26 protein-coding genes are annotated in these 25,842 nt (G+C 37.4%); 5 read left to right on the plus strand and 21 right to left on the minus strand.

Translation table 11 applies throughout. The features are described from left to right. Nucleotides 1-1,579: 1,579 nt before the first annotated feature. From KH109_RS08270 to KH109_RS08285, 4 genes are all read right to left on the minus strand, one after another. The gene (locus KH109_RS08270; RefSeq protein ID WP_363158847.1) at nucleotides 1,580-2,827 is read right to left on the minus strand and encodes an L-serine ammonia-lyase, iron-sulfur-dependent, subunit alpha; all 1,248 of its coding nucleotides are present in this window, start codon (nucleotides 2,825-2,827) and stop codon (nucleotides 1,580-1,582) included. Between the two features lies 1 nt (nucleotide 2,828). After that, the gene (locus KH109_RS08275) at nucleotides 2,829-3,200 is read right to left on the minus strand and encodes a RidA family protein (RefSeq protein WP_105093967.1); all 372 of its coding nucleotides are present in this window, start codon (nucleotides 3,198-3,200) and stop codon (nucleotides 2,829-2,831) included. A 116-nt stretch (nucleotides 3,201-3,316) separates the two neighbouring features. Then, the gene (locus KH109_RS08280; protein WP_295218501.1) at nucleotides 3,317-4,093 is read right to left on the minus strand and encodes a hypothetical protein; all 777 of its coding nucleotides are present in this window, start codon (nucleotides 4,091-4,093) and stop codon (nucleotides 3,317-3,319) included. Nucleotide 4,094: 1 nt separating this feature from the next. Next, a complete protein-coding gene (locus KH109_RS08285) occupies nucleotides 4,095-5,039 on the minus strand; it encodes a hypothetical protein (protein WP_295218505.1) in 945 nt (314 codons plus the stop codon). Between the two features lie 240 nt (nucleotides 5,040-5,279). Here KH109_RS08285 and menA point away from each other — a divergent pair, with 240 nt between their 5' ends. Continuing rightward, nucleotides 5,280-6,176 carry a 1,4-dihydroxy-2-naphthoate octaprenyltransferase gene (gene menA, locus KH109_RS08290; protein ID WP_287512095.1) on the plus strand — a complete coding sequence of 299 codons (897 nt, stop codon included), beginning with the start codon at nucleotides 5,280-5,282 and terminating at the stop codon, nucleotides 6,174-6,176. A gap of 256 nt (nucleotides 6,177-6,432) precedes the next feature. Next, nucleotides 6,433-7,254 (plus strand): MetQ/NlpA family ABC transporter substrate-binding protein, encoded by an 822-nt coding sequence (locus KH109_RS08295; protein WP_295218509.1) that lies wholly within the window; start codon nucleotides 6,433-6,435, stop codon nucleotides 7,252-7,254. 42 nt (nucleotides 7,255-7,296) lie between these two features. Here KH109_RS08295 and KH109_RS08300 read toward each other — a convergent pair whose 3' ends face one another. The 4 genes from KH109_RS08300 to KH109_RS08315 are packed head-to-tail and all read right to left on the minus strand — an operon-like array spanning nucleotide 7,297 to nucleotide 10,385. Next, entirely contained in the window at nucleotides 7,297-7,692 is a 396-nt protein-coding gene (locus KH109_RS08300; RefSeq protein ID WP_363158849.1) for a cytidine deaminase, read from the minus strand. 31 nt (nucleotides 7,693-7,723) lie between these two features. Beyond that, a complete protein-coding gene (locus KH109_RS08305) occupies nucleotides 7,724-9,025 on the minus strand; it encodes a pyrimidine-nucleoside phosphorylase (RefSeq protein WP_295218523.1) in 1,302 nt (433 codons plus the stop codon). Nucleotides 9,026-9,078: 53 nt separating this feature from the next. Then, nucleotides 9,079-9,741, minus strand: coding sequence for a deoxyribose-phosphate aldolase (gene deoC / locus KH109_RS08310; RefSeq protein ID WP_257847264.1), 663 nt, complete (start codon nucleotides 9,739-9,741; stop codon nucleotides 9,079-9,081). Between the two features lie 14 nt (nucleotides 9,742-9,755). Continuing rightward, nucleotides 9,756-10,385, minus strand: coding sequence for a 3'-5' exonuclease (locus KH109_RS08315; RefSeq protein WP_119206488.1), 630 nt, complete (start codon nucleotides 10,383-10,385; stop codon nucleotides 9,756-9,758). 203 nt (nucleotides 10,386-10,588) lie between these two features. On the opposite strand from KH109_RS08315, the gene pyrF reads away from it, so the two are divergent. Continuing rightward, nucleotides 10,589-11,308 (plus strand): orotidine-5'-phosphate decarboxylase, encoded by a 720-nt coding sequence (gene pyrF / locus KH109_RS08320; protein ID WP_156719623.1) that lies wholly within the window; start codon nucleotides 10,589-10,591, stop codon nucleotides 11,306-11,308. Beyond that, entirely contained in the window at nucleotides 11,305-11,892 is a 588-nt protein-coding gene (pyrE, locus tag KH109_RS08325; protein WP_295218530.1) for an orotate phosphoribosyltransferase, read from the plus strand. Before pyrF ends, pyrE begins: the two co-directional genes overlap by 4 nt. 193 nt (nucleotides 11,893-12,085) lie before the next feature. On the opposite strand, the gene KH109_RS08330 is transcribed toward pyrE, so the two are convergent. The 13 genes from KH109_RS08330 to KH109_RS08390 form a co-directional block, all read right to left on the minus strand. Beyond that, the gene (locus KH109_RS08330) at nucleotides 12,086-12,541 is read right to left on the minus strand and encodes a hypothetical protein (RefSeq protein WP_295218533.1); all 456 of its coding nucleotides are present in this window, start codon (nucleotides 12,539-12,541) and stop codon (nucleotides 12,086-12,088) included. Between the two features lie 123 nt (nucleotides 12,542-12,664). Further along, complete coding sequence (locus tag KH109_RS08335) at nucleotides 12,665-13,066, minus strand: transcriptional regulator (RefSeq protein ID WP_156719621.1); 402 nt, start codon at nucleotides 13,064-13,066, stop codon at nucleotides 12,665-12,667. Between the two features lie 9 nt (nucleotides 13,067-13,075). Then, entirely contained in the window at nucleotides 13,076-13,651 is a 576-nt protein-coding gene (locus tag KH109_RS08340) for a DUF1700 domain-containing protein (RefSeq protein ID WP_024047881.1), read from the minus strand. Continuing rightward, nucleotides 13,638-13,967 (minus strand): PadR family transcriptional regulator, encoded by a 330-nt coding sequence (locus KH109_RS08345; protein WP_036466165.1) that lies wholly within the window; start codon nucleotides 13,965-13,967, stop codon nucleotides 13,638-13,640. The genes KH109_RS08340 and KH109_RS08345 overlap by 14 nt, the downstream gene beginning before the upstream one ends. A 338-nt stretch (nucleotides 13,968-14,305) precedes the next feature. Next, complete coding sequence (locus KH109_RS08350) at nucleotides 14,306-15,400, minus strand: trypsin-like peptidase domain-containing protein (protein ID WP_295218542.1); 1,095 nt, start codon at nucleotides 15,398-15,400, stop codon at nucleotides 14,306-14,308. 734 nt (nucleotides 15,401-16,134) lie between these two features. Next, nucleotides 16,135-16,824 carry a response regulator transcription factor gene (locus KH109_RS08355; protein ID WP_005387927.1) on the minus strand — a complete coding sequence of 230 codons (690 nt, stop codon included), beginning with the start codon at nucleotides 16,822-16,824 and terminating at the stop codon, nucleotides 16,135-16,137. Continuing rightward, nucleotides 16,821-18,161: a HAMP domain-containing sensor histidine kinase gene (locus KH109_RS08360; protein ID WP_060924132.1), complete on the minus strand. Its 1,341-nt coding sequence runs from the start codon at nucleotides 18,159-18,161 to the stop codon at nucleotides 16,821-16,823. The genes KH109_RS08355 and KH109_RS08360 overlap by 4 nt, the downstream gene beginning before the upstream one ends. Nucleotides 18,162-18,613: 452 nt before the next feature. Next, nucleotides 18,614-19,966 (minus strand): pyruvate carboxylase subunit B, encoded by a 1,353-nt coding sequence (locus tag KH109_RS08365; protein ID WP_156719618.1) that lies wholly within the window; start codon nucleotides 19,964-19,966, stop codon nucleotides 18,614-18,616. 541 nt (nucleotides 19,967-20,507) lie between these two features. Continuing rightward, on the minus strand, nucleotides 20,508-20,834 hold the full coding sequence (locus KH109_RS08370; RefSeq protein ID WP_005387920.1) for a hypothetical protein: 327 nt from the start codon (nucleotides 20,832-20,834) through the stop codon (nucleotides 20,508-20,510). Next, on the minus strand, nucleotides 20,821-21,993 hold the full coding sequence (locus tag KH109_RS08375) for a glycosyltransferase family 9 protein (protein WP_295218547.1): 1,173 nt from the start codon (nucleotides 21,991-21,993) through the stop codon (nucleotides 20,821-20,823). The genes KH109_RS08370 and KH109_RS08375 overlap by 14 nt, the downstream gene beginning before the upstream one ends. A gap of 69 nt (nucleotides 21,994-22,062) precedes the next feature. After that, entirely contained in the window at nucleotides 22,063-23,004 is a 942-nt protein-coding gene (locus KH109_RS08380) for a hypothetical protein (protein ID WP_213467691.1), read from the minus strand. Nucleotides 23,005-23,012: 8 nt separating this feature from the next. Beyond that, a complete protein-coding gene (locus KH109_RS08385; RefSeq protein WP_213467690.1) occupies nucleotides 23,013-23,951 on the minus strand; it encodes a phosphodiester glycosidase family protein in 939 nt (312 codons plus the stop codon). 11 nt (nucleotides 23,952-23,962) lie between these two features. Continuing rightward, the gene (locus tag KH109_RS08390; RefSeq protein WP_295218553.1) at nucleotides 23,963-24,766 is read right to left on the minus strand and encodes a polysaccharide deacetylase family protein; all 804 of its coding nucleotides are present in this window, start codon (nucleotides 24,764-24,766) and stop codon (nucleotides 23,963-23,965) included. A 231-nt stretch (nucleotides 24,767-24,997) separates the two neighbouring features. Here KH109_RS08390 and KH109_RS08395 point away from each other — a divergent pair, with 231 nt between their 5' ends. Beyond that, complete coding sequence (locus KH109_RS08395) at nucleotides 24,998-25,789, plus strand: carbon-nitrogen family hydrolase (RefSeq protein WP_295218557.1); 792 nt, start codon at nucleotides 24,998-25,000, stop codon at nucleotides 25,787-25,789. The last annotated feature ends 53 nt before the right edge of the window (nucleotides 25,790-25,842 follow it).

The raw sequence follows: 25,842 nt of genomic DNA on the forward strand, positions 1-25,842 counted from the left end.
GAAAGATAAACTTAGTGTAAAAGAATATGAGGACCCTTTTAAGGGTAGCAAGTAATACACATCCCCTTTAAGGGGAACGTTACGAGTCAATGGCTATGCAGCTTGAACGTAGTGAAAGCCAGCGCCTTTAGACGCTGGCCTAGTACTACGGGCTTATAGCCCGTGAGCAAACCACCCGTTTTACGGGTGGTTCTGATTTTATATCTATACTATCTACATTAAATCAATGTGATTTATTATTTTTAATAGTTTGACGTGGCATAACTAATACAACCATATTAATTGAATGTACAATAATACTTTTTATTTCTCCAGGAAGTAATATAGAACCTAAGAGAAGAAAATTAATCCCTAGATACCATTTCGGATTCGTAATTCCAATATCCACCAAACGCTTAATACCAATATATTGCGTAACCATATTACAAACTATCAATATAAGGACAAATAATATGGTACCTAACATAGAGTTTAGATAAGGTTCATTAAATAGATACCTAACCTGCGGTAACACTATAAGGATAATACTCTCTATAATGAGACTATAGAAGAAAAACCACTTCCTATTTAATGCAGAATAATCCGTTCTCCAGAAGTTCCCACATGTAATAAAATTATAAGAACATAAAAGAACTACTGAACCAAAATATATCATGAAAAACATTAAAACTGTCATCATTTACCTCATACAAGATTATAAAACCGAGTAGCTTACTCACTTTTACCTGGTGTGAAGTAAAGCAAAAGCTGGACTAGCATCATAAGTGACATTAAATCAGGAATATACTTAGATAGTATAAGACCCGATATAAATACAACAGGATAAAAAAAAGGGGAGCACCATTTCAAATCAACAATTCTTCGCATTCCACACAAAAAGAATTGAGATATACTTATAGCACCTATAATGCAAACTATAATAGCATATAAAAGGTTGCTACTGTCATATACACTAATCTTCAAGCGATAAGTTAAAAATAAACTGAATATAATGCCTATATAGGTAATAATATAGATCTTAAAAAAATCACTACGCCTCATCGGTATCCTATAGTTCCAACCATTGATTTGATAGACACTACCAACTATTACAAATATAACTGATATAACAAGAATAAAGTACCAAATATAATTTATAAAAAACACCAAAACACCTACTTTATTTCTTTAAAGGTTGTTTACTCCTAATATATGCTACAGTCATAAAGCTTACAAACATTATAGAAAGATTTATAATTCTATAATCATTTCTATATTGAATATTGTTTATCAATAAAATTTCAATCAATGATGTAGCAATTAATATTACTGGTGCAATATAAAATAAAAATTTACTACTTATTTTGACTGGGCCTAAAACTGTAGTTATTGCCATAATAATAAAAATTATTGTAAATATACCTAATCCCATTAACGTTGCACCTATAATCCACTCAATATTTCATACATTGTAATCTATATGTTTATTTAATTTATATATCCTATGAATAATAAAAAATATAATCAACATTATAATATCATAGTATAAAAGTTAATATACAAAAAAGCCCCCTTACGGGGGCTTATATTTTTAGCTAAATTAGTGTTTTAGCATTTCATTCAAGATAACTACGTCCGTTTCTTTCATACCTTGAGCCACAGCACCGATACTACAGATAGTATCATCAACGGAATATGCTACAAGGCCATCGCCTTTTTGGTAGTTCTTGTTAAGGCGAGCTTGTTTATATCCCATGAACGCGCCATCAAGAGAGATGGCAATCTTACCTGCGCAAGATGGTTTTGCACCATCACATACGATACCAGATAGACTTGCAAGACCATTTACAAGAGTATGTTCAATAATATCCTTGCTATCACCTTTCAAGAAGGCAATACCGGCTACACTTACAACACCAGCAGATACAACACCGCAGTAGGCGGACAATTTACCAATGCCAGATTTAACATAAAGCGTCAATAAGTTAGCAAAAACGAGCGCTCGATAAAGTTCATCATCACTTTTACCAAGTTCCTCAGCAGTTGTAATGATAGGTACCGATACTGTTAAGCCTTGGTTACCAGAGCCAGAGCAAATAACTACAGGCAATGGACAACCGCTCATGCGCGCATCGGATCCAGCCGCTGCACGAGCTTTACATTTCGTTTCTAAAGACGGGTTTTCTTCATCCAACAACAAGAGCTGGCCAATATTGGAGCCATAATCATTAGATAAACCTTCTCGAGAAATAGCTGTATTGTATTCTACTTGCTGTTTGATTTGAGGAATGATGCCAGAAATATCTGCCGTTTTAGCAAATTCGTAAATGCTATCAAAAGTCATAGCATATTTAGTTTTTGCAGCCTTCTTAATTTCATTAGTTGTTTCAGAGACAATCTCACCATCTACGGCAACATAGGTTACATTCGTATGGTCATTTTCAATGCGAACTACTGCTGTATGTTCATCTGTTTCAGCAGTGATTTCGATATAAAGATTATCTACACCTTCAGCAAGTGAGACCGTACAGAAGTTAGCATCTAGCAATGTGCCAAGCCATTTACGATCTTCATCTGTAGCAGATTCTAATACCTCTAGCTCACGCTCAGGATGACCTACGATGGCACCAAGGGTAGCAGCCGCTTGAAGGCCCTTTCGCCCACCAGAGTTAGGAATTACTACGGATTTTACATTTTTAATAATATTCGCGCTGCATCGTGCGTGAATATGGTTAGGAAACTCATCTAAAACAGAGACTGCCTTCGCAGCCGCATAAGCCAATGCAATCGGCTCAGTGCACCCGAAGGCAGGACGCATCTCTGATTTTAATAAGGAAATATAATCCATCTTATACTTCCGCAATAATTTCCACTTCTACCAAAGCACCCAATGGAAGATCTTTTACTGCTACGCAAGAACGAGCTGGTTTAGAAGTGAAGTATTTAGCATACACTTCGTTAAATGCTTTAAAGTCAGCAATATCAGCCAAGAAACAAGTAGTTTTAATAACTTCAGAGAAGTCAGAACCTGCTGCAGCCAATACAGCATCAATGTTTTTGCATACTTGTTCAGTTTGCTCTACGATACCGCTTGCAACAATGGAACCAGTCTTAGGATCGAGTGGAATTTGACCAGAAGCGAATAATAAACCGCCTACTACTTTAGCTTGAGAGTAAGGACCTACTGCTGCTGGAGCTTTGTCTGTGTGAATTGTGTTCATAATAATTCTCCTTTAAAATATAATTGAAAATAATATAGATCATTCTAATGCCGCCATACTCACATTAGTAATTACCTTGTAAATGATATACTTCGTGAAAGCATATCTATAATAAATTATTTAATAGATTTGAAGGCATTGTCAAATATCGTTTTGAAATAATCCCGCTGTACATCAGTTGTTACACCTACGTATAGTACCGGTTTGCCTGGCTTTAACACAAATGCAGTATTTGCATAAAGTGGAGTTTGTACATTTCCATCCGCATATAACAAGCGAGAACTTGCTGCATAAGTTTGATATTTTGTGCCTGCCACAGGATGTACTTGTTCCGCATTTTCTACGGTAAGCGTTCTAGGTTTTATAAGTAGTTCACCTGAACGAGTCTTAAGATTAGCATAGCGTTTCGGATCATTTAAAGGTACTACAGTTGTAGTTGTGGGAATTTGCTTGTTAATAGCACCTAACATAAGTTGTTCTGTAACAGGGTCAATTTGACCTTTATCTAAAGCCGCCATAGCCGCCACAAACATAGGATCATTAGTTTTCTCCTTAGCTACTTGCTGCGCTATTTGTTTAACATCTACTGCTACTACGAATGCATCCTTTAGACCTGTTTTATCTGCCCCTTGCAATTGGTATACATCAAAAGTAGTGCCAAAGTTTTTAAAAATATCTTCAGCCATCATATTCATCGCCATATTTTTTGAAGGATTTTGTTTCATTTGCTTCTCTACAAAATCACGTGTGTTTGTTTTAGATGCAGAAACAACATTGACATTGTTAGGCACTACCATAGAACCTGCAATGGTTTGTACATCCTTAGCGAAACCTACACCAGATACGGTTCCCAATAAGCAAGCTGCACAAGCCAATACTTTCAAAGATTTCATATTATTTACCTCCCTTGAGAGATTGCGTTTGATATATATGATTCAACTCATTAGCCCAATAATCATGGCTAGAATCATCAGACATTAAAAGCTGTAAAGATACACCTTTATCTGTAGGAACAGCATAACCAATTAAGGAGCCGGTATTTCTAAAGCCATCATATTTAAGACTACCACGTAAATCACCAGTCACAGCTGTACCATAACGTGTTTGAACAGGTTTATATCCTACATGAGTTGCATCTAGGCTCACTTGTTTTACCATAAAGTCTACATAAGAACGGAGCTCTTCTTTACTTTTAGGAGATAAATTCTTTTCTGTAGCAAGCATTTTATCAAAGGCATCCATAATTTGAGCAGGTAACTTATCATTTATCATTTTTAAGTCTTTAGCTAATTTAGCACCTTCAATAGTGTTGCCTTTTAATTTTTGTAATTTTTCTTGAGCTAACTCTTTCGAATACAACGCTACCGGTTTAGACGTAGAAGGATTTTTGGGACCAGATTTTACATCTGCGCCCTTTTCTACTACAGTCTTACTCATGCCTAACACTTGATCTATAGCATTTTTAGAATAGTCTACAACGACTAACTGACCTACATGGTGACCTTGTTTATCCGTCCCTTGCAATTGATAGACGGAAAATCCATCTAACACATCGCCCTTCATAGGATCAACCTGTACCGGTGCTTGTAATTTTAAACTAGTATTAACAGCATCGACAGCCGCTTTATTTGCCACTGAAATTATTTGGCTTTGCTCATTATTACGTAGCTTTGCATCCGTAGGAACGCGCATGACTTCTACAGCTTTCACCGTAGGAGACGTATTGCCATACAAGCCATATCCTAAATCTACTGTATCAGCATATGCCACTGCACCGATGCCAACAGTCAAGCACGTTGCACAAGCCAATGTCATCAATTTTTTATTGAGAGCTCTCATAAGACACCTCACGATTTAACAATACACTATGTATACAGATTATATTCATAACCTGTACTGCATCTATAAGATTTCAAAAAGATAATCTATACTGCATATATTAATTATTATACTATATAGAGATGTATAACTGTATAGTGTAATTTACAACCTATCAGTTCTGCTATACAATACTTAAATAGATATGTAAACATAGAGTATGAGAAATAGAAAGGAGTGCACACTTAGTGTGCTTTTATTATGATACAAGAAATAATTCCACTCACTAGGCCTCGTACATTAGCAGCCGCTTTAGGGCCTACCATTTTAGGTGCAGCCTTTAGTTATTATGCATTTGGTGCAGTAAAGGGTACAGGTCTCGCCATTTTCCATACGATTTTAATATTTTTAGCTGTTGTAACAGCTCAAATTGTTGCTAACTTATGGAATGAATATAAAGATTTTAAATCTGGTCTCGATGCGGGGCAAAAGGTCGGCAATGCTGGTTCTATCACCCGTGGTGCCATTACACCAGAGCTCATCGTTACCATGATTAAGGTACTCATGGTTGTACCTATTATCATCGGTCTTTATCTATCGGCAACTATCACTTGGTACTATATTCCAGCTGGTTTTCTTTGCATTCTCATCAGTTTTCTCTACTCTGGTGGGCCAAAACCAATTTCTCGCACACCATTTGGTGAAATTTCCTCTGGTATCGCTATGGGTTTTGCCATCGTCCTCATTACAGGCTATGCATGGACGCGAGACTTATCTTTAGCATTATTAATCCCTGCTATTCCATCTACATTGCTCGTTGGTTCCATTATGCTCACGAATAACATTCGTGATATTCGAAATGATGAAAGCCATGGTCGTCGTACATTACCAATCGTATTGGGTCGTGAACGTGCCCTCAGTTTAATGAGCGTCACTTACCTATTCAATTTCATTTGGATTCTTGCATGGATCATTGTAGGTCACATGACATGGTTCTCCCTCTTTGCCTTTCTCGCAGCGCCACTAGCTTTCAAAACAGTACATACCTTAAGTACTAAAACAGATGAGTTCCTACTAGACAAGGCGATGGGTACAACTGCAGGGGCTGCAATGATTTACCAAATTATGTGGTCCATTGGACTTATCATAGGTAAATAAGGTTGAACCATAGATTCAATTATTAGCAAATAAGTGTTTACCAATACGTACGTACATACATAAAATACAATTACATAAAATAAAGAGAGATTTCCAAATACTATCAACAATTTATAGATGTTAGTTTGGAAATCTCTTTTTGGTATAACTTCAAGCTATGGAGAACTCGTAATAATTCCTTCTTGATAGATAGGAAATAATTTAGTACTATAAATGTAATATTTTATATGAAATGATTGTAAAAGGAGTGTGTCTAATGAGAAAATTTTTAGCATTAGCAGCTACTGTAATCCTTGGCGGTGCTTTATTGATCGCTGGTTGCGGTAATGACAATAACAAACAAGCTGCTAACAACGGCAAACAAGTATTAAAAATCGGTGCTACAGCAGTACCTCACGCAGAAATTTTGGAACAAGTTAAACCTGTCTTGGCAAAAGATGGTATTGATTTACAAATCACTGAATTCACTGATTACAACACACCAAACATTGCTTTGGGTGATAAAGAAATCGATGCAAACTTCTTCCAACATGTACCTTACATGGATGAATTCGCAAAAGCTCACAACCTTCCACTAGTATCTGCTGGTGGTGTTCACCTTGAGCCAATGGGCTTATACTCCCATCAAATTAAAGATTTAAAAGATCTTCCTAAAGGCGCTAAAATCGCTATCCCTAACGACCCTACAAACGGTGGTCGTGCATTATTGTTATTGCAAAAAGAAGGTCTTATCACATTGAAAGACTCCAGCAATATCTTGTCTACAATTCAAGATATCACTTCCAACCCTAATGGTTACCAATTTGTTGAATTAGAAGCAGCTCAAATACCTCGTTCTCTTGACGATGTAGCTTTAGCAGCTATTAACACAAACTATGCATTAAATGCAGGTCTTAACCCTGGTAAAGATGCATTGGCAATCGAAGCTAAAGATTCCCCTTACGTAAACATCGTAACTGTACTTAAAGGCAATGAAAGCGATCCTCGCATCAAAAAATTGATGGAAGCTCTTCATACCCCTGAAATCAAAAAATTCATTGAAGATAAATATCAAGGTGCAATTGTTCCTGCATTCTAAGGTATAACAAAAAAGAGACCACATCAGTGGTCTCTTTTTTTACTATAAGCTGTCCGCACCAAATCTAAATGGTAATAATTCATCAAGATCAAGGACTCTATAATTTCCTTTTAGATTAGCCAAGATAATTCGTGGTATTTCAAATTCAGAAATTACTTGGCGACAGGCACCACATGGTGCACAAGGCCCTTCCGTATCAGCAACTACGGCAAGGGCCTTAAATTTTGTATGCCCTTCTGATACGGCTTTAAATATAGCAGTTCGTTCTGCACAGTTAGTTAAACCATAAGATGCATTTTCTATATTGCAACCTTCATAGATTGCCCCATCCTCACACAGAAGGGCTGCACCCACTCCAAAATGGGAATACGGGCTATAGGTTTTCTCACGCGCTACTATGGCACGATCAATAAGCTTTTGAATTTCCTGTTCCGTCATATCAGTTTCCTTTTCTATCATATGGATATCCTCATTCCACCATATCAAGAATCGTATCTACCACCACTGGTGCTGTTTCACCAAAAGTAATTGCCTCTAAGTATGTTTTAGCCGCATTTAGGAGCAAACTTTCATGAGAAGCATATAAGGTAGCTATGCTTTCACCCGCCCTAACAGCATCACCTGTTTTCTTGTGCATTACGATGCCTGCACTATAATCGATAGGACCATCCTTAACAGTACGACCAGCTCCGAGCATAACAGATGCAATACCACATTGTTCTGTATTCATGTGTGTAATATAACCGTCTTGAGGCGCTGTAACATCATAAGTGAATTTCCCGATGGCTAGTAAACTTTCATCATCAAGAACACGACTATCTCCACCTTGAGCATCAATCATCATGCGCAATCGTTCAAGAGCTGATCCCGAATTAAGGGCCTCTTGTACGCAACTGAGAGCCGTTTCATAATCACAAATTTGGCTTAATACGAGCATATGAGCTGCCATAATAACACATTCATGAGTTAAATCCTCTGGGCCATGACCTTTCAAGGTGTCAATAACCTCACGGATTTCCAAAGCATTACCAATGGCGTGACCCAGTGGTCGGTCCATATCGGTTAAAACAGCCTTAACAGAGCGGCTATTTTCCGTTCCAATATCTACCATAGCTTTCGCCAATGCGCGAGCATCGTCTATGGTTTTCATAAAGGCGCCACTACCAACCTTTACATCCAACAAAATGGCTTGTGCTCCAGAGGCTAATTTTTTACTCATTACAGAGGATGCAATTAGAGGGATACTATCGACGGTGCCTGTTACATCACGCAAAGCATATAGCTTCTTGTCTGCAGGTGCCAGCCCTTCAGATTGTCCGATGACGGCAAGACCTATTGTATTGACTTGATTAATAAATGCCTCTTGGTCCAATGATACCTTTAGATTTGGTATGGACTCCATCTTATCGATAGTGCCGCCCGTATGCCCTAAACCACGACCAGACATTTTCGCCACCTTGCCTCCACAAGCAGCTACGAGAGGACCTATGATAAGTGTTGTCTTATCCCCTACACCACCAGTGCTATGCTTATCTACTGTTATCCCATCAATATCGGACAAATCTACCATATGCCCCGATTGTGCCATCGCTAATGTCAATATGCCTAGTTCACGAGCATTCATCCCATTAAATACAATGGTCATCAACAAAGCACTCACTTGGTAGTCGGGAATTTCGCCATTCACATAGCCAGAGATGACAAAGCGAATTTCCTCATCTGTTAATGGTAAATTAGAACGTTTTTTTAGAATAATATCATACATGCGCATGGTTATACCGCCATTCTAAGAAACCACCTAAGCACTGCCTAGGTGGTTTTCTATTACACTTCTTCGTCTAAATGATCTTTAAGTAGTTCTACTGCTGCACTGGCGCCAATACGGCTACAACCTTCTGCAATATAAGCTTTCATATCAGAGATAGAACGAATACCACCGGCAGCCTTAATTTTTACATTAGGGCCAATGTGTTTCTTAAAGAGTTGTATATCTTCAAGGCTAGCACCACTGCTACCAAAACCTGTAGATGTTTTGATATAGTCGGCACCACCATCTGTAATGCATTTACAGAGAGCTACCTTTTCAGAATCAGTAAGGTAACAAGTTTCAATTATAACCTTTAAGATTTTGTCTCCACAGGCTGCTTTAAGAGCTTTAATTTCAGCAGTAACCGCATCAAAATCCCCTTGTTTTACATTGCCTAGGTTAATGACCATATCAATTTCAGAGGCCCCTTCCGAAAGGGCTTGTTTTGTTTCAGCTACCTTCACCTCTGTCGTTTCATAGCCAAGAGGGAACCCAATAACAGTGCAGACATTGAGCTCTGGATACGCTTCATGTGCAGAAGCCACAAAATCTGGAGGAATACAAACTGATGCCGTCTTATAGGCTACGCCGGCGTCACAAATTTCTTTAATATCATCCCATGTAGCTGTAGGACGTAATAGTGTGTGATCCACATAAGATAATAATTCTTTACCTAACATAGTGTCTCTCCTTACTAAAAGAACGACATTTGCTCTGGCTCAGGTTCTTTATGTAAAGCCTCTTGAGCAGCGCGATTTTTGTCATCAATAAATGGTTCTAGTGGTACACCTGTAGCCTTCAACAAATCTGGCAAGCTATTAACGCCCTTAGCCTTAGCCGCCTCTAATACAACCTTAGCACATGTTTCCGCATCATCCAATGCGTAATGATGTTTAAACTCAACCCCGATGTATGCAGCCATTGTATTTAGCTTATGGTTTACTAAATCTGGCCATACGGCACGTGAAAGTTTTACAGTACATGCATAATCTAGCTCTGGCCAAGGAATTTTATAGTAATCCAGTGTAGCACGTAATACATTCATATCGAATTTTGCATTATGAGCTACCATGATATTGCCTTTTAAGTGATTCTCATAGATAGCATTCCACAATTGATCAAATGTTTTCTCATGGATAACATCCTTTGGTTGAATGCCATGAATTTCAATACATTCATCATCAAAGCTCATGAATGGTGGTTTAATAAGGCTGTATGCCTTTTTTGTAATCTGCCCGTCCTTTACGGTAATAACCGCCAAGGAGCACGCACTATTTTTAAATTTATTAGCTGTTTCAAAGTCTAATGCAACAAAATCTAACATAGGACTCCTTTCAAATCTATATGTTTCAAAATTTATATATAAGAATTATATTCATTTTCTCCATTTATTATAGCATGAAACAGTCTATAATCTACTATTCAAGGGTGACTAATAGTCACCTCTTTCACATCAAATTTAATTGACAGATGGGCCCTCTGTATGTGAAAATTATTTAGATATATATGTAGTATGGAGGTTGCAAGATGGCAGATGACAGATTAATCGTTGCCCTTGATGTATCCACTATGGATGCGATGAAAGAAATCGTAACATCCCTTGGTGATGCGGTTAGCTTTTACAAGGTCGGCATGGAGCTATTCTACGCCGAAGGAGAGCAAACAGTTCGCTATTTACAAGAGCAAAACAAACAAGTATTTCTTGATTTGAAATTGCATGATATTCCTAATACAGTAGCACATGGCGTGTCTTCCCTAACTCGTTTAGGTGCTAACTTGATCACTATGCATGGTCAAGGTGGTCCAGTTATGATGAAAGCAGCTGTACAGGCAGCTCGCGAAACAGCTGAACAATTAGGTGTTGAAAGAACTAAATTGTTGGCAATTACTGTGTTAACTAGCTTTGATGATGAAGCTTGGACATCTACTGGTGGACAATTGCCTATTTCCGACCAAGTTATTCGTTTAGCGAAACTCGCTAAAGAATGTGGTATGGATGGCGTTGTATGTTCCGCATTAGAAGCTAAGATGATCCGCGAAGCATGTGGTGATGATTTCCTCATCGTAACACCTGGTATTCGCCCTTCCTTTGCAGCAACCGACGACCAAAAACGTATTGCTACTCCTGCTAGTGCATTACAAGATGGCGCATCTCGCCTCGTTATTGGCCGCCCTATTACACAGGCTGAAAATCCTCGTGAAGCAGTTCGTTTAATTATTGAAGAAATGGAGAATGTATCCAAATGATGACAGAACAAGAAGTAAAACAATTATTGATCGACACTCAAGCTATTTTAGAAGGTCACTTCCTTTTGACATCTGGACTCCACAGCCCAATGTACGTTGAAAAATTCAATGTATTGCAACATCCTAAATACACTGAAACTCTTTGTAAAGAATTAGCTGAACGCTTCCGCGACCAAAATGTAGAACTCGTTATTGGACCTATGACTGGTGGTATCTTACTAGCTCATGAAGTAGGTAAAGCTCTTGGTACACGCGCTATCTTCACAGAACGCGAAAAAGGTGTTATGACATTGCGCCGCGGCTTCAAAATCGAGCCAGGCACACGCGTGCTTATCGTTGAAGATATCGTAACTACTGGTGGTTCTGTACAAGAAGTAGTAAATGTTGTAAACCAAGCCGGTGGTGAAATCGTAGGTGTAGGCCTTCTTGTTAACCGTTCTGGCGGTAAAGCAGAATTCGGCGTACCTCATGAAAAAGTACAAGCCTTACTTAACCTCGAAGTTCCTACATACAAACCTGAAGAATGCCCTCTTTGCAAAGACGGCGTAGCTATGACAGAACGTGGTTCTAAACACATCAAATAAAATTATAAACAGATACAAAAAGAGCTCCTTCACACTGAGGAGCTCTTTTTGTTTGTGTGTAGTTATTGTGTGTAAGAGAGAGATTCTGATACGAATGTATCACATAGAGTGTGTGGCTCTATGGTGGCCATGAATGCACTTTCATGACCACGTTCTCTATCATTTATGAGAGAAAAGGACTCATAAAATATGGTTAGTTTTGTGTAGTTTGCGGTGTACCTTGATCACTTTGTTGTTGTGGTGCATTATCATTATGTCCATCACCATGAGGAGGCTGACCTTGTGGTGGCACTTGATGATTATTACATTGTTGTCTCATATGATGGTTTTGACCTTCAGCTCTCATTTGATGGTTTTCACCTTCTGGTCTCATAGATTGATCGTTATCTTTTCGATGCATATTATCAACGTGATGATTCATTGGCATATGCTCCATTCGATCTTGTCTATGCATTTGGTTATTTTGATTTTCTAGTAGCATATCACATTTTTTATCTTGGAAATTGTTTGCATCATCATGATTTCGTTCTACTAACAAGTTCATCTTGATTGGCTCATTATTATTTTGTACGTCATTAGTAGAAGCAAATGTTACACCGCCAATCCCAAATGCTGCGGTTAATACTGTAGCAATTAAAAGTTTTTTCATATTTTCACCTTTACCTAATATTCAAATACGATTAAAACAACGATATCCTCAGATAGATCTAACTCTATATCTATTAATATCTTAAAATATACGGCTCAATCTATATTAATAGTTTTATATATTTTATTGAGCTTGTGTCTCACCATTAGGTGCTTGTTCTGAAGCATTACCATTAGGTTGTTGCGGTCCTGGACCTTGTGGAGGCATTTGACCATTTGATTGCATATGTTGGCCATTATTTGGTCCCATACCATCTTGAGGCATCATTTGGTTTTGACCATTTTGGTACATATGTTGACCATTATTAGGCCCCATACCATCTTGAGGCATCATTTGATTATGTCCATCCATCATATGTTGATCCATATGCATATTAGGACCATCATGTCTATGTGGTTTTCTGAACTGTTGTTCATTTGTTTTCATCCATTCGCCAAAATTTGGTAGATCATTTACAGCAAATGATGTACCTGCCCCTACAGCACTGATTACAGTTAGAATGGCAGCAATTATAATTCGTCTCATAGGTCCTCCTTAATCCACATTGCTGAAATAACGTTCGCGTACCCCACGAAGTTCAACACCAACAAAGATACATGTAAGGCCCCCAAAGAGACCTACACCACCAAGTGCAACTAAAGTTACTAATGATAATGCAGGAAATGCCGTTACATTCTCAAACGGTTGCCATGAGCTTCCAAGTAAATATAGGATAGCTGGTGTAATGATAAATAGTAAAACTCCTACGATATATGACAAAGCACTTCCAATAGATAACAATGTTTTAGATGCTTTTTTAGCCATTCCTGGTAATTGTGGCAATAAACGTTCTTTGTAATCATCAAATCTAGCATAGATTTCTTGCATATTAACAGATTTACTTTCACCACCATCTTGGCCTAATGTATCTGTAATAATGCCTGCATCTACATAAGATGCATAGATTTCCTCTGGAGTGCCCAAAGATTTAATGATTTCGCTATCCGTAAGTCCTCTTTCATAACCTACTGCAAAATGCTCTTCATAAACCTCGATAATACTTTCTACATCAGCAACATGGGCCTTTTTGAATATATTGCGCAGTGCTTCTAAAAAGCTATTTTTGTTCATTATAGTCGACTCCTTTCAACAGGATGTTGATTACACCAGAAAATTCATCCCATTCTTGGCGCATCTTATTGTATGCTGCACGACCATCAGTCGTGATATGATAATATTTTCGAGATGGTCCTGTAGAGGACTCCTTCAAATAGGTCTCAACATACTTTTCTTTCTTTAATCTATTAAATAATGGATATATCGTTCCTTCCGAAATCTCAATATATTCTGAAATAGTGCTTACGATTTCATATCCATAGCGATCACTTTGTGTTAACAATGCTAGCACAAGCATATCCATAACACCTTTTTTTAATTGAACTTGCATAGTTCCTCCCTTTAGGTTGTGCCTACCTGCCAATGTGAAAGCTCTCTTACGGTCACTATCATGTACTGACAAATACATAATAACACAAGGTACCTCGTAATGCAAGGTACCTTGTTAAAAATATATTTTGCAAAATATAAATCCACGCTTTTAACGACCTATAAACACTGATAATATCTGCTTTTATAAGACAAAAACTATCTTAATTTTTTTCTAATTTAACTAATATCACCCTATATGTATCACACATACTTCGGCTACAACATAAAAATCCCCATCCAACGGATGAGGATTTTTCATTGATTTTAAAATAATCTATTTACTCTAACATCAGCTATTTATTTTGAAGTTGCTTGACCTAATTTAAGCTTTGTACTCTTCATTTTACCATTGTGAGTATAAGATACCAAAACTGTATCACCAGGGCTCTTAGCGTCAATTTGCTCTTTTAATTCTAACAATGTGCTAATATCCTTACCATCAACTTGAGCAATTGTATCTCCTTCCACTAAGCCAGCCTGTGCAGCAGGACCATTCGCATCAAGTTGAACAATGAGAAGACCTTCGCCTTCATAACTTACATTGTTACGCGCTGCTGTTTGACGATCTACAGCCCATACACCAATATAAGGGCGTACAACCTTACCATTCTTAATAATAGAGTCTACAACGGTCATAGCGGAGTTAATAGGAATGGCAAATCCCATACCTTCAACGCCTTCTTTAGAGATTTTAGAACTATTGATACCGATTAATTCACCATCTGCATTGATGAGAGCACCACCAGAGTTACCTGGATTAATAGCTGCATCTGTTTGAATCAATGGGAAGCGTTGCCCTTGATCATCAATAGTACGTGCTAAGGCACTGATTACACCAGATGTAACAGAGCCTTTAAACTCTAAGCCTAAAGGATTACCAATGGCGATAGCCGGTTCCCCTACTTGCAAGGAATCAGAGTCACCAATTTTTATAGGTTGAATATCCTTCGGTGGATCAATTTTAACAACAGCTAAGTCTGTTTGTGCATCTGTACCGATAACTGTACCTGTGACGGTAGATCCATTGGACAAGGAAACTGTAACCTCTCCATTTTTAGCACCAGCTACAACGTGATTATTTGTTACGATATGTCCATCATTATCAATCAATACACCAGAGCCTACACCCTCTCCAGCATAGATGGTACGGTTAAAAATATCCTTTTGGAAAACTTGAGTGGTAATTCCCACTACAGCTGGGCCAGATTCTTTTGCCGCTTGAACTACGTATGTATTACGTGTATCTGTAATAGGTTTAGTTTGTTTAGTTTGCTCCTTCACAGTTGTTTGATGTGTAACAGGATTACCAAAGAAATAGTATCCTCCACCTACGCCAATACCGAGGGCTAGCACACAAGCAATAATTGATTTCTTATATTTTGAAAAATTCATGCATATCTCCTTATATCATCTTTTAATGATTTCTTAGTGTTATATTCCTTATCATATAAACTGCCAATCGCAATCGAATACACACTTTAACAACAATGTAATATAGCAGTATATAGCAATATATAGCAGTATATAGCAATATATAGCAGTATATAGCAATATATAGCAGTATATAGCAATATATATCTACTTTCACCAAAATCAATTTTATAAAATCAATTTTTGATGAACCTATTATAGTACGCAAGACTTTACATTGCAAGATAACAATTTATTACATCTATTATAAAAATATAATTTCTATAAATAATATGTATCTTGTAATATGTTAAAAGCAAAGCTAATTTCAAGACGATTCAACTATAGAGAAATTACATATAAATATATCTATATAAAAATGTACCATATAAAACATAAAGGGCATTCACTAGCCGTCGCTAGGAATGCCCTTTATGCATATAGTTTGAGAGTGTAAGGACTGTTGAGAGAGAGTATATGTGATCTAGATAAGTTGAGAGAGAACTTATTAAGAGAGAGAAGTTTAGTTGTTTCTTATCTAGAATCAAAAGTCAGCCTTACTTAGATAAGTATACATGGAATATCTAAACTATCAAAGGAAGTATATAAACAATTTTTAAATCTTTGATTATATCTATATAATAACTTCCTATAAACTCATATTTTATCAACAGCCACCAAAAACGTGAGCGTAATATGAAAGTGTTTTTCAGTTATCAAACAAATTTATAACCAACGCCCCATACAGTAATGATGTGCTTACTATCGGATGGATTATCTTCAATTTCTTCACGTAAACGGTTGATATGTACAGCTACTGTTGCATAATCACCATAGGAATCTAGCCCCCAAACGCGAGAATATAATTCTTCTTTACTAAATACGATATCACGATTGCGCATCAAGAATTCTAATAACTGGAATTCTTTCTTTTTAAGGTGAACTTCTTTTTCGTTTACCCAAACTTTCATCATCTTAGGATCAAGACGGATTTCTCCAGATTGAATTGCATTGGTTTCCATAGCATCACGCTCTGTTAAGCGTTTATATTGTGCCAACATAGCTTTGATTTTTGCAATCAATACAGATGGAGAGAATGGTTTTTCAATGTAGTCATCAGCACCTACGCCGAGACCACGGATTTTATCGATATCATCAAGTCGAGCTGTTACCATAACAATTGGTACACGAACCTTGTCACGAATTTGGCGGCAAACTTCAAAACCATCCATTTCTGGCAACATAACATCAAGGATGATAAGGTCTACAGGAGTATTTAAGGCAGCCTCAATACCCTCCGTACCATTAGTCATAATAGTTACATCATAACCTGCCACCATCAAATAATCACGCTCAATATTGGCGATATCCAAATCGTCTTCAATAATTAAGATATGTTCACTCATGATTCTTCTCCTTGTTTAGGAAATTCTAATATAATACGTAGACCATGTGGTCTTACATTTTCAATCACAACTCGGCCTTCAAAGATTTCCATAATTCGACGAATAATCGACAATCCAAGACCACTACCTTCTTGTGGGTTCGTACGAGATGAATCTACACGGTAGAATGGACGCATTAGACGTTCTAGCGATTCTGGTGGTACCCCTGGGCCATCATCACTGATAACACAGTATACAAAATCATCATCACTAGTTACATCAATAACACAATGACCAACATCGGCCATTTTATACTTAGCACTATTGTTCAACACATTTTGTAAAACACGCTGTAACAATTGTGGGTTTGCATTAATGAAAGCATTTTCCGCTGCTATACGGAATTTAATTTCTAGACCTCTTGTTTGATAAGGAGCCAAATGATCTTCTACAAAATCACGTACATATTGACCGAGTTCAATTCGTTCAGATGGACGAGATTCTTTCTTGTAATTCAATGTGGTAATGAGGAATAACTCCTCTAACATCGAATCTAAATCATTAGCACGTTTCAAAATGATTCCCATATAGCGTTTTTGTTGCTCTTCGGTTGGTGCAATACCATCACGAACACCTTCTGCATACGCTTTAATAGCTGTTAACGGCGTTCGAATATCATGGGATATCCCTGCTAGTAACTCTTTTTGTTGCTCCTGTTCCATTTCAATCTGACGATTGGCCATTTCTAAGGACTTTGTCATATTCTTAACATGAATCATGATAAAGCGTGTAACAAATCGGTTAATAGCAAAGAATGTAACAATAAACAGCAATATAGCAACTATGATTATGTAGAAGGATACAGATTCCATTAAGCTATCACTACCATGAGTAGCGCGCTTTATAGCAATATGATATACGTAAGCATGACGCCCATCGTATTTCCGCATTTCATAGACAAACGTATTATTGGACTGATATACAATACCTTGTAATTCAGGGTTTACATCAATGAGACCAACAATAGCAGAAGCACTATAGATTTGAGGATTACCATAGCTGTACACCATATTACCTTGATCTAGTACCTCTACATATACTTCCTTTGGATCAAGTAGACTATAGCTAGGCTTTACTAAGCTATCTATTAAGTTGTTTTCTAAACCATAAAAGGTAATTGTTTCAGTGATTCGACTGACACTTTTAAACTGTTGTTCCTGCTCAATACGCAAATAGTAACCGGCATTAGCCAATATGCGCAGACCTGTAAAGTATAGCAAAAATAAGATAATTGCTATCAAAATAGGCACTACAAAGAGCACAACATTGGATATCCAAATCCGTATTTGTAAATTCACAGGGTTACCTCAATATCATAAATATTAGATACTTCTTATAGTTTACGCTATTTTTAATACTTAAAGCAAGTAAAAAGCGTAAAAAAGTGATTTAACTTTCATATTTTCTTCATTGTCAGTTTATAATTGGCTGTTATTACATATGGTCAATATGCCTTTTATTATCTACTATTTTGAAGTTTTTAATATATATTACACGTATCCGGGCAACCTATATCAACATACCACAAGTAATTTTTAGGACATCAAACATAATGTTCTATAACGTCTTATTTAATAGCCTCTATATTTTTTATAAAATCTCTAAATATAAAAATGCTATATCTATAAAAATAAATTCTTTTACCTTATATTATCATTATCAAAATATTTCTCTACTCATATATAATTCAATTGCCTTATTTATACATAAAAAAAGAGGATTCCATAGGAATCCTCTTTTAATATTTGGATTAACGACGATTTGCATCGAAGAAGTTAATAGCAACTTCTGGGAACATAGCATAAGTCAATACGTCTTCGTCAGTGATACCATTGTAGCCTTTGGAAGCTAAATCTTGACGGTAACCATCCAATTCAGGTTCGATAAGGTCTGCTGGACGACAAGTAATAGGTTCTTCATCACCAATGATAGTGTGACGAATTTCGTCAGAAATTTTACCAGGCAACGCACCATATTTACCGCGTACAAGGTCTTTAACTTCGTTAGGAACCATTTTGTAACGGTCGCCCATCATAACATTCATCATAGCCATTGTACCAACGATTTGGGATGTTGGAGTTACCAATGGAGGGTAACCCAAGTCTTCACGAACGCGTGGCATTTCATCCATAACGTCAAAGAAGCGATCGCCCATACCCATTTCGTTCAATTGGTTTTGAGTATTGGACAACATACCGCCAGGAATTTGGTAACGACGAACAGCTGGGATTACATCGCTAGCTGGTTTCAAGTTGAATTCTTCAGCGATTTGTTGTTTTACTTTACGGAAGTGGTCAACTAATGGAATGTATTTATCAAGGTCAAGACCAAGATCCCATTCAGTACCTTTGAACATTTCGATCATAGTTTCAGTAGCTGGTTGGCTAGTTGCATGAGCGAATGGAGAGATAGCAGTATCGATGATATCTACGCCAGCTTTAGCAGCTTCCCAGTATGTAGTGCTTGCAAGACCGCAAGTGAAATGGCTGTGCAAGTCGATTGGCAATTCACCAAAACGTTTTTTGAATGTGGAAACCAAATCATATGCATCAGCAGGTCCTAACAAACCGGACATATCTTTGATACAAAGGGAATCAGTACCCATTTCTACCAATGTTTCAGCTACTTTCAAGAAGCTTTCAGTTGTATGAACTGGAGAAATAGTGTATACCATTGCGGATTGAACGTGTGCGCCTGCTTTTTTGGAATATTTAATAGCAGCTTCCATGTTACGAGGGTCGTTCAATGCGTCGAAGATACGGATACGGTCAATACCATTTTTTACAGCAGCTTTACAGAATGCTTCCACTACATCATCAGAGTAATGTTTGTAGCCCAACAAGTTTTGGCCACGAAGTAACATTTGTAGTGGTGTATTTTTTACATTAGCTTTTAATTTGCGAAGGCGTTCCCATGGATCTTCATTCAAGAAACGAAGACAGCTATCATAAGTAGCGCCGCCCCAACATTCAAGAGCTTCATAACCAATTTCATCTAAAAGGCCAAGCACTGGTTCCATTTGTTCATAACGCATGCGTGTTGCCAAAATAGATTGATGACCGTCACGAAGAACGGTTTCGCAGATTCTTAATTTTTTAGCCATGTTAATCCTCCAAATCGAAATAGTTTTGTGTATGTAATTTTATACATCCACCACACAACTATCTCATACCTATTTTTTTACGATTTTTGTAGAACTTGCTCACACAGGCAAATACTCTACAAATCGTTAAGACATACTTATATTAGACTACTTATAGAATTCTTTGTCAACAACCACATTATGCAATTTACTCATGATTTCATGTATTCTTTTATGATTTTTTCGTGATGGAACTCACAATAAAGTGCTAAAAAGCTAGAGTTTAACGTGTATTTTTAATCAAATCTTCTTCTTATTAATTGCTCTTTTTAATGAGAAACAAAAATTTATTTCGTAATAATTTTTAGTTATTATTTATCAGCTTTCATAGTATATCGGTATTTATAAATCTAGTAATTCGACAATCATCGGTACACTTATAACCTTATCAATTTTATTGATAATAACCCCCTTACTTCTACATTTTATAAATATACAAAAGAACCTACCTTTTATAGGTAGATTCTTTTACTAAATGCTCTTTATCATGCTCTTTATCATGTTATTTTTCAGGTTTTACCTTTTTAGGTGCTGTTTCAAGAACAATATTTTTACCATCTCTTTTGACTTGGATAGAGAAGTCTCCTTCCCCTTCTTTAAAGTATTCCATCTTAATATCGAGCAACATTTTACCAATTAATGTTTCTACCTTATCTGTAAGGAATTCACGATAAAATGCATCTTCCTTTTGTTTTGGACTTTGATGTACTACAGGTTTCTTTGCAGAACGTTCCATATCTAGCATAGTATCTTCAAAATTTTCAGTATCTTTAAAGTTTTTCATCATATCCGCATCGGATAAACCTTTTTGAATTTTAAACTTTGCCATATTTATCTCCTATCAATTCGAAAATCGCCTTTTTCACTCGTACTGAGTCAATACCAGACATACAATATTGATCAGGCTTAGGACAACGTCGTTTACGACAACCTAAGCAATCTAACTCATCATTAACAAGAACCTTAAAGTTTCCCGTTAATGGACCCCACAGTTTAGGATCCGTAGGGCCAAATAATGCTACTACAGGTTTATTTAAAGCCAATGCAATATGTAATGATCCTGTATCAGCAGTCACTATTACATCGCAACTTTCAATTAAAGCCCCTACCTCTTGAAGTGTGGTTTTACCCAGCATATTTAGCATAATTTTATCAAGGCCACCAGCTGTTAAGGAATCCATCAATGGTTTGTATTGAGTAGCCTCCTTTGGACCACCTAGACAAACAAAATTAGCTCTATACTGAAGGGATTTAATAAGAGAATACCATTTCTCTTGAGGCCACTCTTTCGTCGCCCAGGACGTGCCTAGCACAAGACCTACACGTAGTGGCTTTTCTACTTTGCTACGATCCAAAGATGTGTCATAACTAATTGATTTCCACTGTTCTGCTGCCCAAATATGCAAATTAGGTGGCACAAAAAAGTCCATGTGGTATAGCTTTTTACCAGTTACCCCATTTGCTATACAAGGTTTTACATTATCCTCAGAAACAGCACTGGATACATTTAGGTCACTATGCTCTGTAACGGCAGTATTCAGTAATTCTGCTACCTCTATATATCGCTTGATAACATGATCCGTACTTGGCTTTGCTTTGTAGTTGGTAAACAGCCAGTTTAATTCTTTTGTACCACCAAGGCCAAGGCGAATAGGTGCACCTGATGCTAATAAAACGAGCCCTGTTATGAGTCGCCCTTGTACATCGACAGCCACATCAAATTTATATGGTTTCAACTTATCTCTAAGCTCCCACCACATGCGCCACATCGTTGGAATATGTAGTTTTTTAGAATGTGCTTCGTATTCATCCCGTTCCCATGGAATGATTTCATCTACATAGGGATTGTTCTGTAAAAGTTCTACCATACTAGGTGTTACAATCCAATGGAGCTTTGCCTCTGGATAGTGTTCTTTAATCCAGCGTGCTGCAGGTGTAGCATGTAGTATGTCGCCTATGTAGCTGAGTCGTACAAATAATATATTCATATATATCCTTTTAGTACAAACTAGTATAGGAATAAAGCCTTTATAATGAATCATTATAAAGGCTTTTTCTTAAGATTTCTTTTTGCTATCACTAGAAGATTTAGAAGATGTATCATCTTCTGTTACCTTCGTAGTTTCGTCACTACCATCCTTAATGATAGTTTTTACATCAGACAATGTTAATTCATTGAATGTTGTTGGATGATTATATTTATAAACTGGTTTGAAGCCTACACCGAGTTTACCAGTGTAAACAGTTAAGGCATTGTTATCCTCATCAACACGAGCAATATAGATAGTTTTATCCATATCAACACCGATTAAGCGGAATCGTCCTGGTGGATTGATAACACGCCAACCACCTTCAATACCATTAAACATGAAGATATCCCCAGTCTTGACATTATCATAGAAGAATCTATCTTCATCATAGAATACGCCGATATGACCAATATCTGTAGCTTGCATATAAACGCGACGCGTATCATAGTTAGCATCGGTACGATAAATGCGATATGCGTTTTCTTGAACCTTTACCTTCATGTAAACAACGTTTGTCGCTTCGGAATATGCAGCATCTACGATTTTACTGTTACGAGGCAAATCTTCAAGTTTTGTATCTACTTCATGTTCAGGATCGTCCGCATTTAGACGGGCCATAACAACCTCTCTAGAGTCATACAGACCCATGATAGCATAGTTACGGTCAGGCATCCAGCTGAAGTAACTAATAGAACGGCCCTTCAAATCAATCGTTGTAGGCTTGCTTTCATTAGCCTTATAAATTTTTAAAGAGCTTTCAGTAACAACCGCCATGAACTGACGGTCATAAGATACATATTTAGTTCCTTCCTTTACATCAGGAAAGTTCTTAGTATCATCCTTTGAAGCACCAGCCACATTAAAATCTGTAGTCGGTGCAAACATATATTGATCAAGGTATAGGTACACCCCACCTTGCAGAAGAATACCTACCGCAAAGGCGCTCAGTACACGCGTAAAAGGTTTCATATGTCCTCCTATTTCACGATAAACGCCGTTGGGATCATGCGTTCCCCTAACAAATCGGCTGGTTTGTTTACTACTTTACCATTGAGGTATAGCGTAGAACTAGAACCACCATCTAAATTCGCTGCAATATAACAGCCTTTTTCATATAAAATATCTTGCACATCACGCAAGGTAGCTCCAATAGAGTACCCTGGTTGACGACCATCAATTACGAGGAATAATACTGTACCGTCTTTCTTTTGACCGATAGCAGTACGTGGGCCAACACCCCAACCACCATCACCTTCAGTAATCATCTTCTTACCATCTACGATAAGAGGCGGACCAAAGGTAATACCTTCCATGGCTTTCATATCACCAAGTTGAGTTTTATCGTAATTACCAGCAATAAGGTTACCAGATTTAGAGAAACCTACGAAGTCTACTGCTTCATCAGGACCTACATCCTTACCGATAACATATTCTCCATCATGCAAGATAAAGCCATAAGGCAAGCGACCTGTACCAGTACCATTAGGATCGTGGAAACCACCGCCGTTGATAGCAGCTACCGCATTATTCATTTTAGCAATATTACTTGTAGTATCGCCTTTTTCTTGAATATTAGCCGCTGTACCTACTTGGATACGACGAGGATCTGGAATTTCAAGAATATAACCTACATAACGAGCAGACTGAATCTTTTCAAGGTTCAAAGACTTGTCTTCACGGGCATTAAACTTGAATAGATCTTGGCTTTTCACCACGCCAACAGTACCTAAAATGGATTGCAATTCCTCTTCATTAAATAGCCACGTAATGTAATGAGGATGGCGAGATTGCAATATGGCACCAATAACAGCGCGCTTTACATTATTAAATGGTCCAAAGAGCACCACGAACGGTGAGGTCACAACGGTAAATAGGAACACCATGATGATGAACTTTACCCAATTCTTTTTGAACAATGTATTTCTCCTTATAAATCAGTGAAATGTTCAGTGCTAATGCGTTCTTCAAAATGCTTAATGTCTACTGCATTACCTACCCAAACACGCAAAATATTATATGGATTATCACCTGTATGAGCCCAGCCAGATTTCATGGCCATACTCATTTTAATGCCTGCTTTCTTAGTAGCTGCATCGGTGAATTCATTTTTATCCCCATAAGGGTAGCAGAACCAAGGATTATTCTTGATACCTACTTCTTTTGCAAGAGCTTCTTGAGCCTTCGTAATATTTTCTATTTGCTTAGCTTCAGACAATTGTCCCATTTCGATATGTTGGAACCCGTGATTAGAAATGGTGATACCATTCTTATGCATTTCACGAATTTGATCCCAAGTTAACCGAGTGCCTACATCGCCAGGATTGATAAATACAGTAGCTGCAAAACCATATTCTTTCATAAGTGGATATACGATAGAATACGTATCTGCATATCCGTCATCGAAGGTTAATACAACTGGTTTTTCAGGTACTGCTGCACCATTTACGACATAGTCATATAGTTGATCCATCGTTAGTGGATTATAGCCATTATCTTTGAGGAACTTCATTTGTTCTCTGAATAAATCCTCACGAATAACCGCATCATTATCTTTATCGTCGCCGATTTTATGATACATAAGAACAGGAATGCCCGATGGATGTACCATCTTAACTTCTTTTACTGGTGGCGCTGAACTAGTAGGCTCTGTTTTTTGTGAAAGCAATCCACAACCTGCCACCAGCATTGCCAAGGCCACAACCAATAGTGTTACTAACGGAATCCGTTTCATAGGTCCTCCTCTATCAGAACACAATTATATACAGAATATTATAACATTTCTATGAAGAATAGTAAAAATTAACGTGCTAGTACCTCGTCAATCGCTTTTCTAGGTCTAGGATACATAGCTTCATCTAGAATGCCTATAGCAATTATTGTAATCTACTCAATAATGTTTTAATATTTTAATTATAATACATTTCACATAAACGATACTATTTCAACAAATAAAGGATGTACTATGAAAAAGCGCATAACCATTATTCAAATGGACGTTCACGTAAATGATGTAGAATACAACTACAATCGCGTTCAAGAGTTACTCACTCGAGCACTTACAGAAAATCCTGATATTATTGTTTTACCTGAAACTTGGAATACAGGCTTTCACCCATCAGATGATTTAATTACCATTGCCGACAGAAATGGGGAAAGAACAAAATCATTGCTCAGTACCTTTGCAAAAGAGCACAAGGTGAATATCGTAGGCGGTTCTGTGGCTGTAGCGAAAGATGATTTAGTATTCAATACATCCTATGCTTACAACCGTGAAGGTGCCCTCGTAGGCGAATATTCAAAAATGCACGGCTTTAGCCCTGCCAAAGAGGACAAATACTTTGCTAGCGGTACTCATACAACTCATTTTGAATTAGATGGAATTCCTTGTAGCACGGTCATCTGTTACGACATTCGTTTCCCTGAACTAGTCAGAATGGCTGCATTACCAGGAACTGAACTCCTATTCGTACCTGCTCAATGGCCTACGATGCGTCTGCGCCACTGGCAAGTATTAAACGAAGTACGAGCTATAGAAAACCAACTCTTCGTGTGTGCTGTAAACGGCTGTGGTACAGTGGGCCGTGTTCAAAGTACAGGTCACTCTGCCGTCTATGATCCATGGGGTACCAACCTACTCGAAATGGATACGAACGAAGGCATTGCTTCCATAGACATCGACCTCGCTGTAGTCGAAGATATCCGTAATAAAATTAATATCTTTAGAGATCGTAAACCGGAACTCTACAACCTATAACATAAAGGCACATTGTTATTGAATTTCTCCTTATATTAGGAAAAGCATTCATT

The organism is Veillonella sp. (assembly GCF_018381775.1).
GTDB lineage: Bacteria > Bacillota > Negativicutes > Veillonellales > Veillonellaceae > Veillonella.

Excerpts from the sequence above, each read along its gene's own strand:
- KH109_RS08285 (WP_295218505.1), bottom strand. The coding sequence starts at position 5,039 with ATGAGAGCTCTCAATAAAAAATTGATGACATTGGCTTGTGCAACGTGC.
- KH109_RS08370 (WP_005387920.1), bottom strand. The coding sequence starts at position 20,834 with ATGGCAAAGTTTAAAATTCAAAAAGGTTTATCCGATGCGGATATGATG.
- deoC (WP_257847264.1), bottom strand. The coding sequence starts at position 9,741 with ATGTTAGGTAAAGAATTATTATCTTATGTGGATCACACACTATTACGT.
- KH109_RS08355 (WP_005387927.1), bottom strand. The coding sequence starts at position 16,824 with ATGAGTGAACATATCTTAATTATTGAAGACGATTTGGATATCGCCAAT.
- KH109_RS08335 (WP_156719621.1), bottom strand. The coding sequence starts at position 13,066 with ATGAGACGAATTATAATTGCTGCCATTCTAACTGTAATCAGTGCTGTA.
- pyrE (WP_295218530.1), top strand. The coding sequence starts at position 11,305 with ATGATGACAGAACAAGAAGTAAAACAATTATTGATCGACACTCAAGCT.
- KH109_RS08315 (WP_119206488.1), bottom strand. The coding sequence starts at position 10,385 with ATGTTAGATTTTGTTGCATTAGACTTTGAAACAGCTAATAAATTTAAA.
- KH109_RS08365 (WP_156719618.1), bottom strand. The coding sequence starts at position 19,966 with ATGGCTAAAAAATTAAGAATCTGCGAAACCGTTCTTCGTGACGGTCAT.
- KH109_RS08375 (WP_295218547.1), bottom strand. The coding sequence starts at position 21,993 with ATGAATATATTATTTGTACGACTCAGCTACATAGGCGACATACTACAT.
- KH109_RS08390 (WP_295218553.1), bottom strand. The coding sequence starts at position 24,766 with ATGAAACGGATTCCGTTAGTAACACTATTGGTTGTGGCCTTGGCAATG.
- KH109_RS08305 (WP_295218523.1), bottom strand. The coding sequence starts at position 9,025 with ATGCGCATGTATGATATTATTCTAAAAAAACGTTCTAATTTACCATTA.
- KH109_RS08395 (WP_295218557.1), top strand. The coding sequence starts at position 24,998 with ATGAAAAAGCGCATAACCATTATTCAAATGGACGTTCACGTAAATGAT.
- KH109_RS08380 (WP_213467691.1), bottom strand. The coding sequence starts at position 23,004 with ATGAAACCTTTTACGCGTGTACTGAGCGCCTTTGCGGTAGGTATTCTT.
- KH109_RS08340 (WP_024047881.1), bottom strand. The coding sequence starts at position 13,651 with ATGAACAAAAATAGCTTTTTAGAAGCACTGCGCAATATATTCAAAAAG.
- KH109_RS08300 (WP_363158849.1), bottom strand. The coding sequence starts at position 7,692 with ATGACGGAACAGGAAATTCAAAAGCTTATTGATCGTGCCATAGTAGCG.
- KH109_RS08350 (WP_295218542.1), bottom strand. The coding sequence starts at position 15,400 with ATGAATTTTTCAAAATATAAGAAATCAATTATTGCTTGTGTGCTAGCC.
- KH109_RS08295 (WP_295218509.1), top strand. The coding sequence starts at position 6,433 with ATGAGAAAATTTTTAGCATTAGCAGCTACTGTAATCCTTGGCGGTGCT.
- KH109_RS08345 (WP_036466165.1), bottom strand. The coding sequence starts at position 13,967 with ATGCAAGTTCAATTAAAAAAAGGTGTTATGGATATGCTTGTGCTAGCA.
- KH109_RS08270 (WP_363158847.1), bottom strand. The coding sequence starts at position 2,827 with ATGGATTATATTTCCTTATTAAAATCAGAGATGCGTCCTGCCTTCGGG.
- menA (WP_287512095.1), top strand. The coding sequence starts at position 5,280 with ATGATACAAGAAATAATTCCACTCACTAGGCCTCGTACATTAGCAGCC.
- KH109_RS08280 (WP_295218501.1), bottom strand. The coding sequence starts at position 4,093 with ATGAAATCTTTGAAAGTATTGGCTTGTGCAGCTTGCTTATTGGGAACC.
- KH109_RS08275 (WP_105093967.1), bottom strand. The coding sequence starts at position 3,200 with ATGAACACAATTCACACAGACAAAGCTCCAGCAGCAGTAGGTCCTTAC.
- KH109_RS08330 (WP_295218533.1), bottom strand. The coding sequence starts at position 12,541 with ATGAAAAAACTTTTAATTGCTACAGTATTAACCGCAGCATTTGGGATT.
- pyrF (WP_156719623.1), top strand. The coding sequence starts at position 10,589 with ATGGCAGATGACAGATTAATCGTTGCCCTTGATGTATCCACTATGGAT.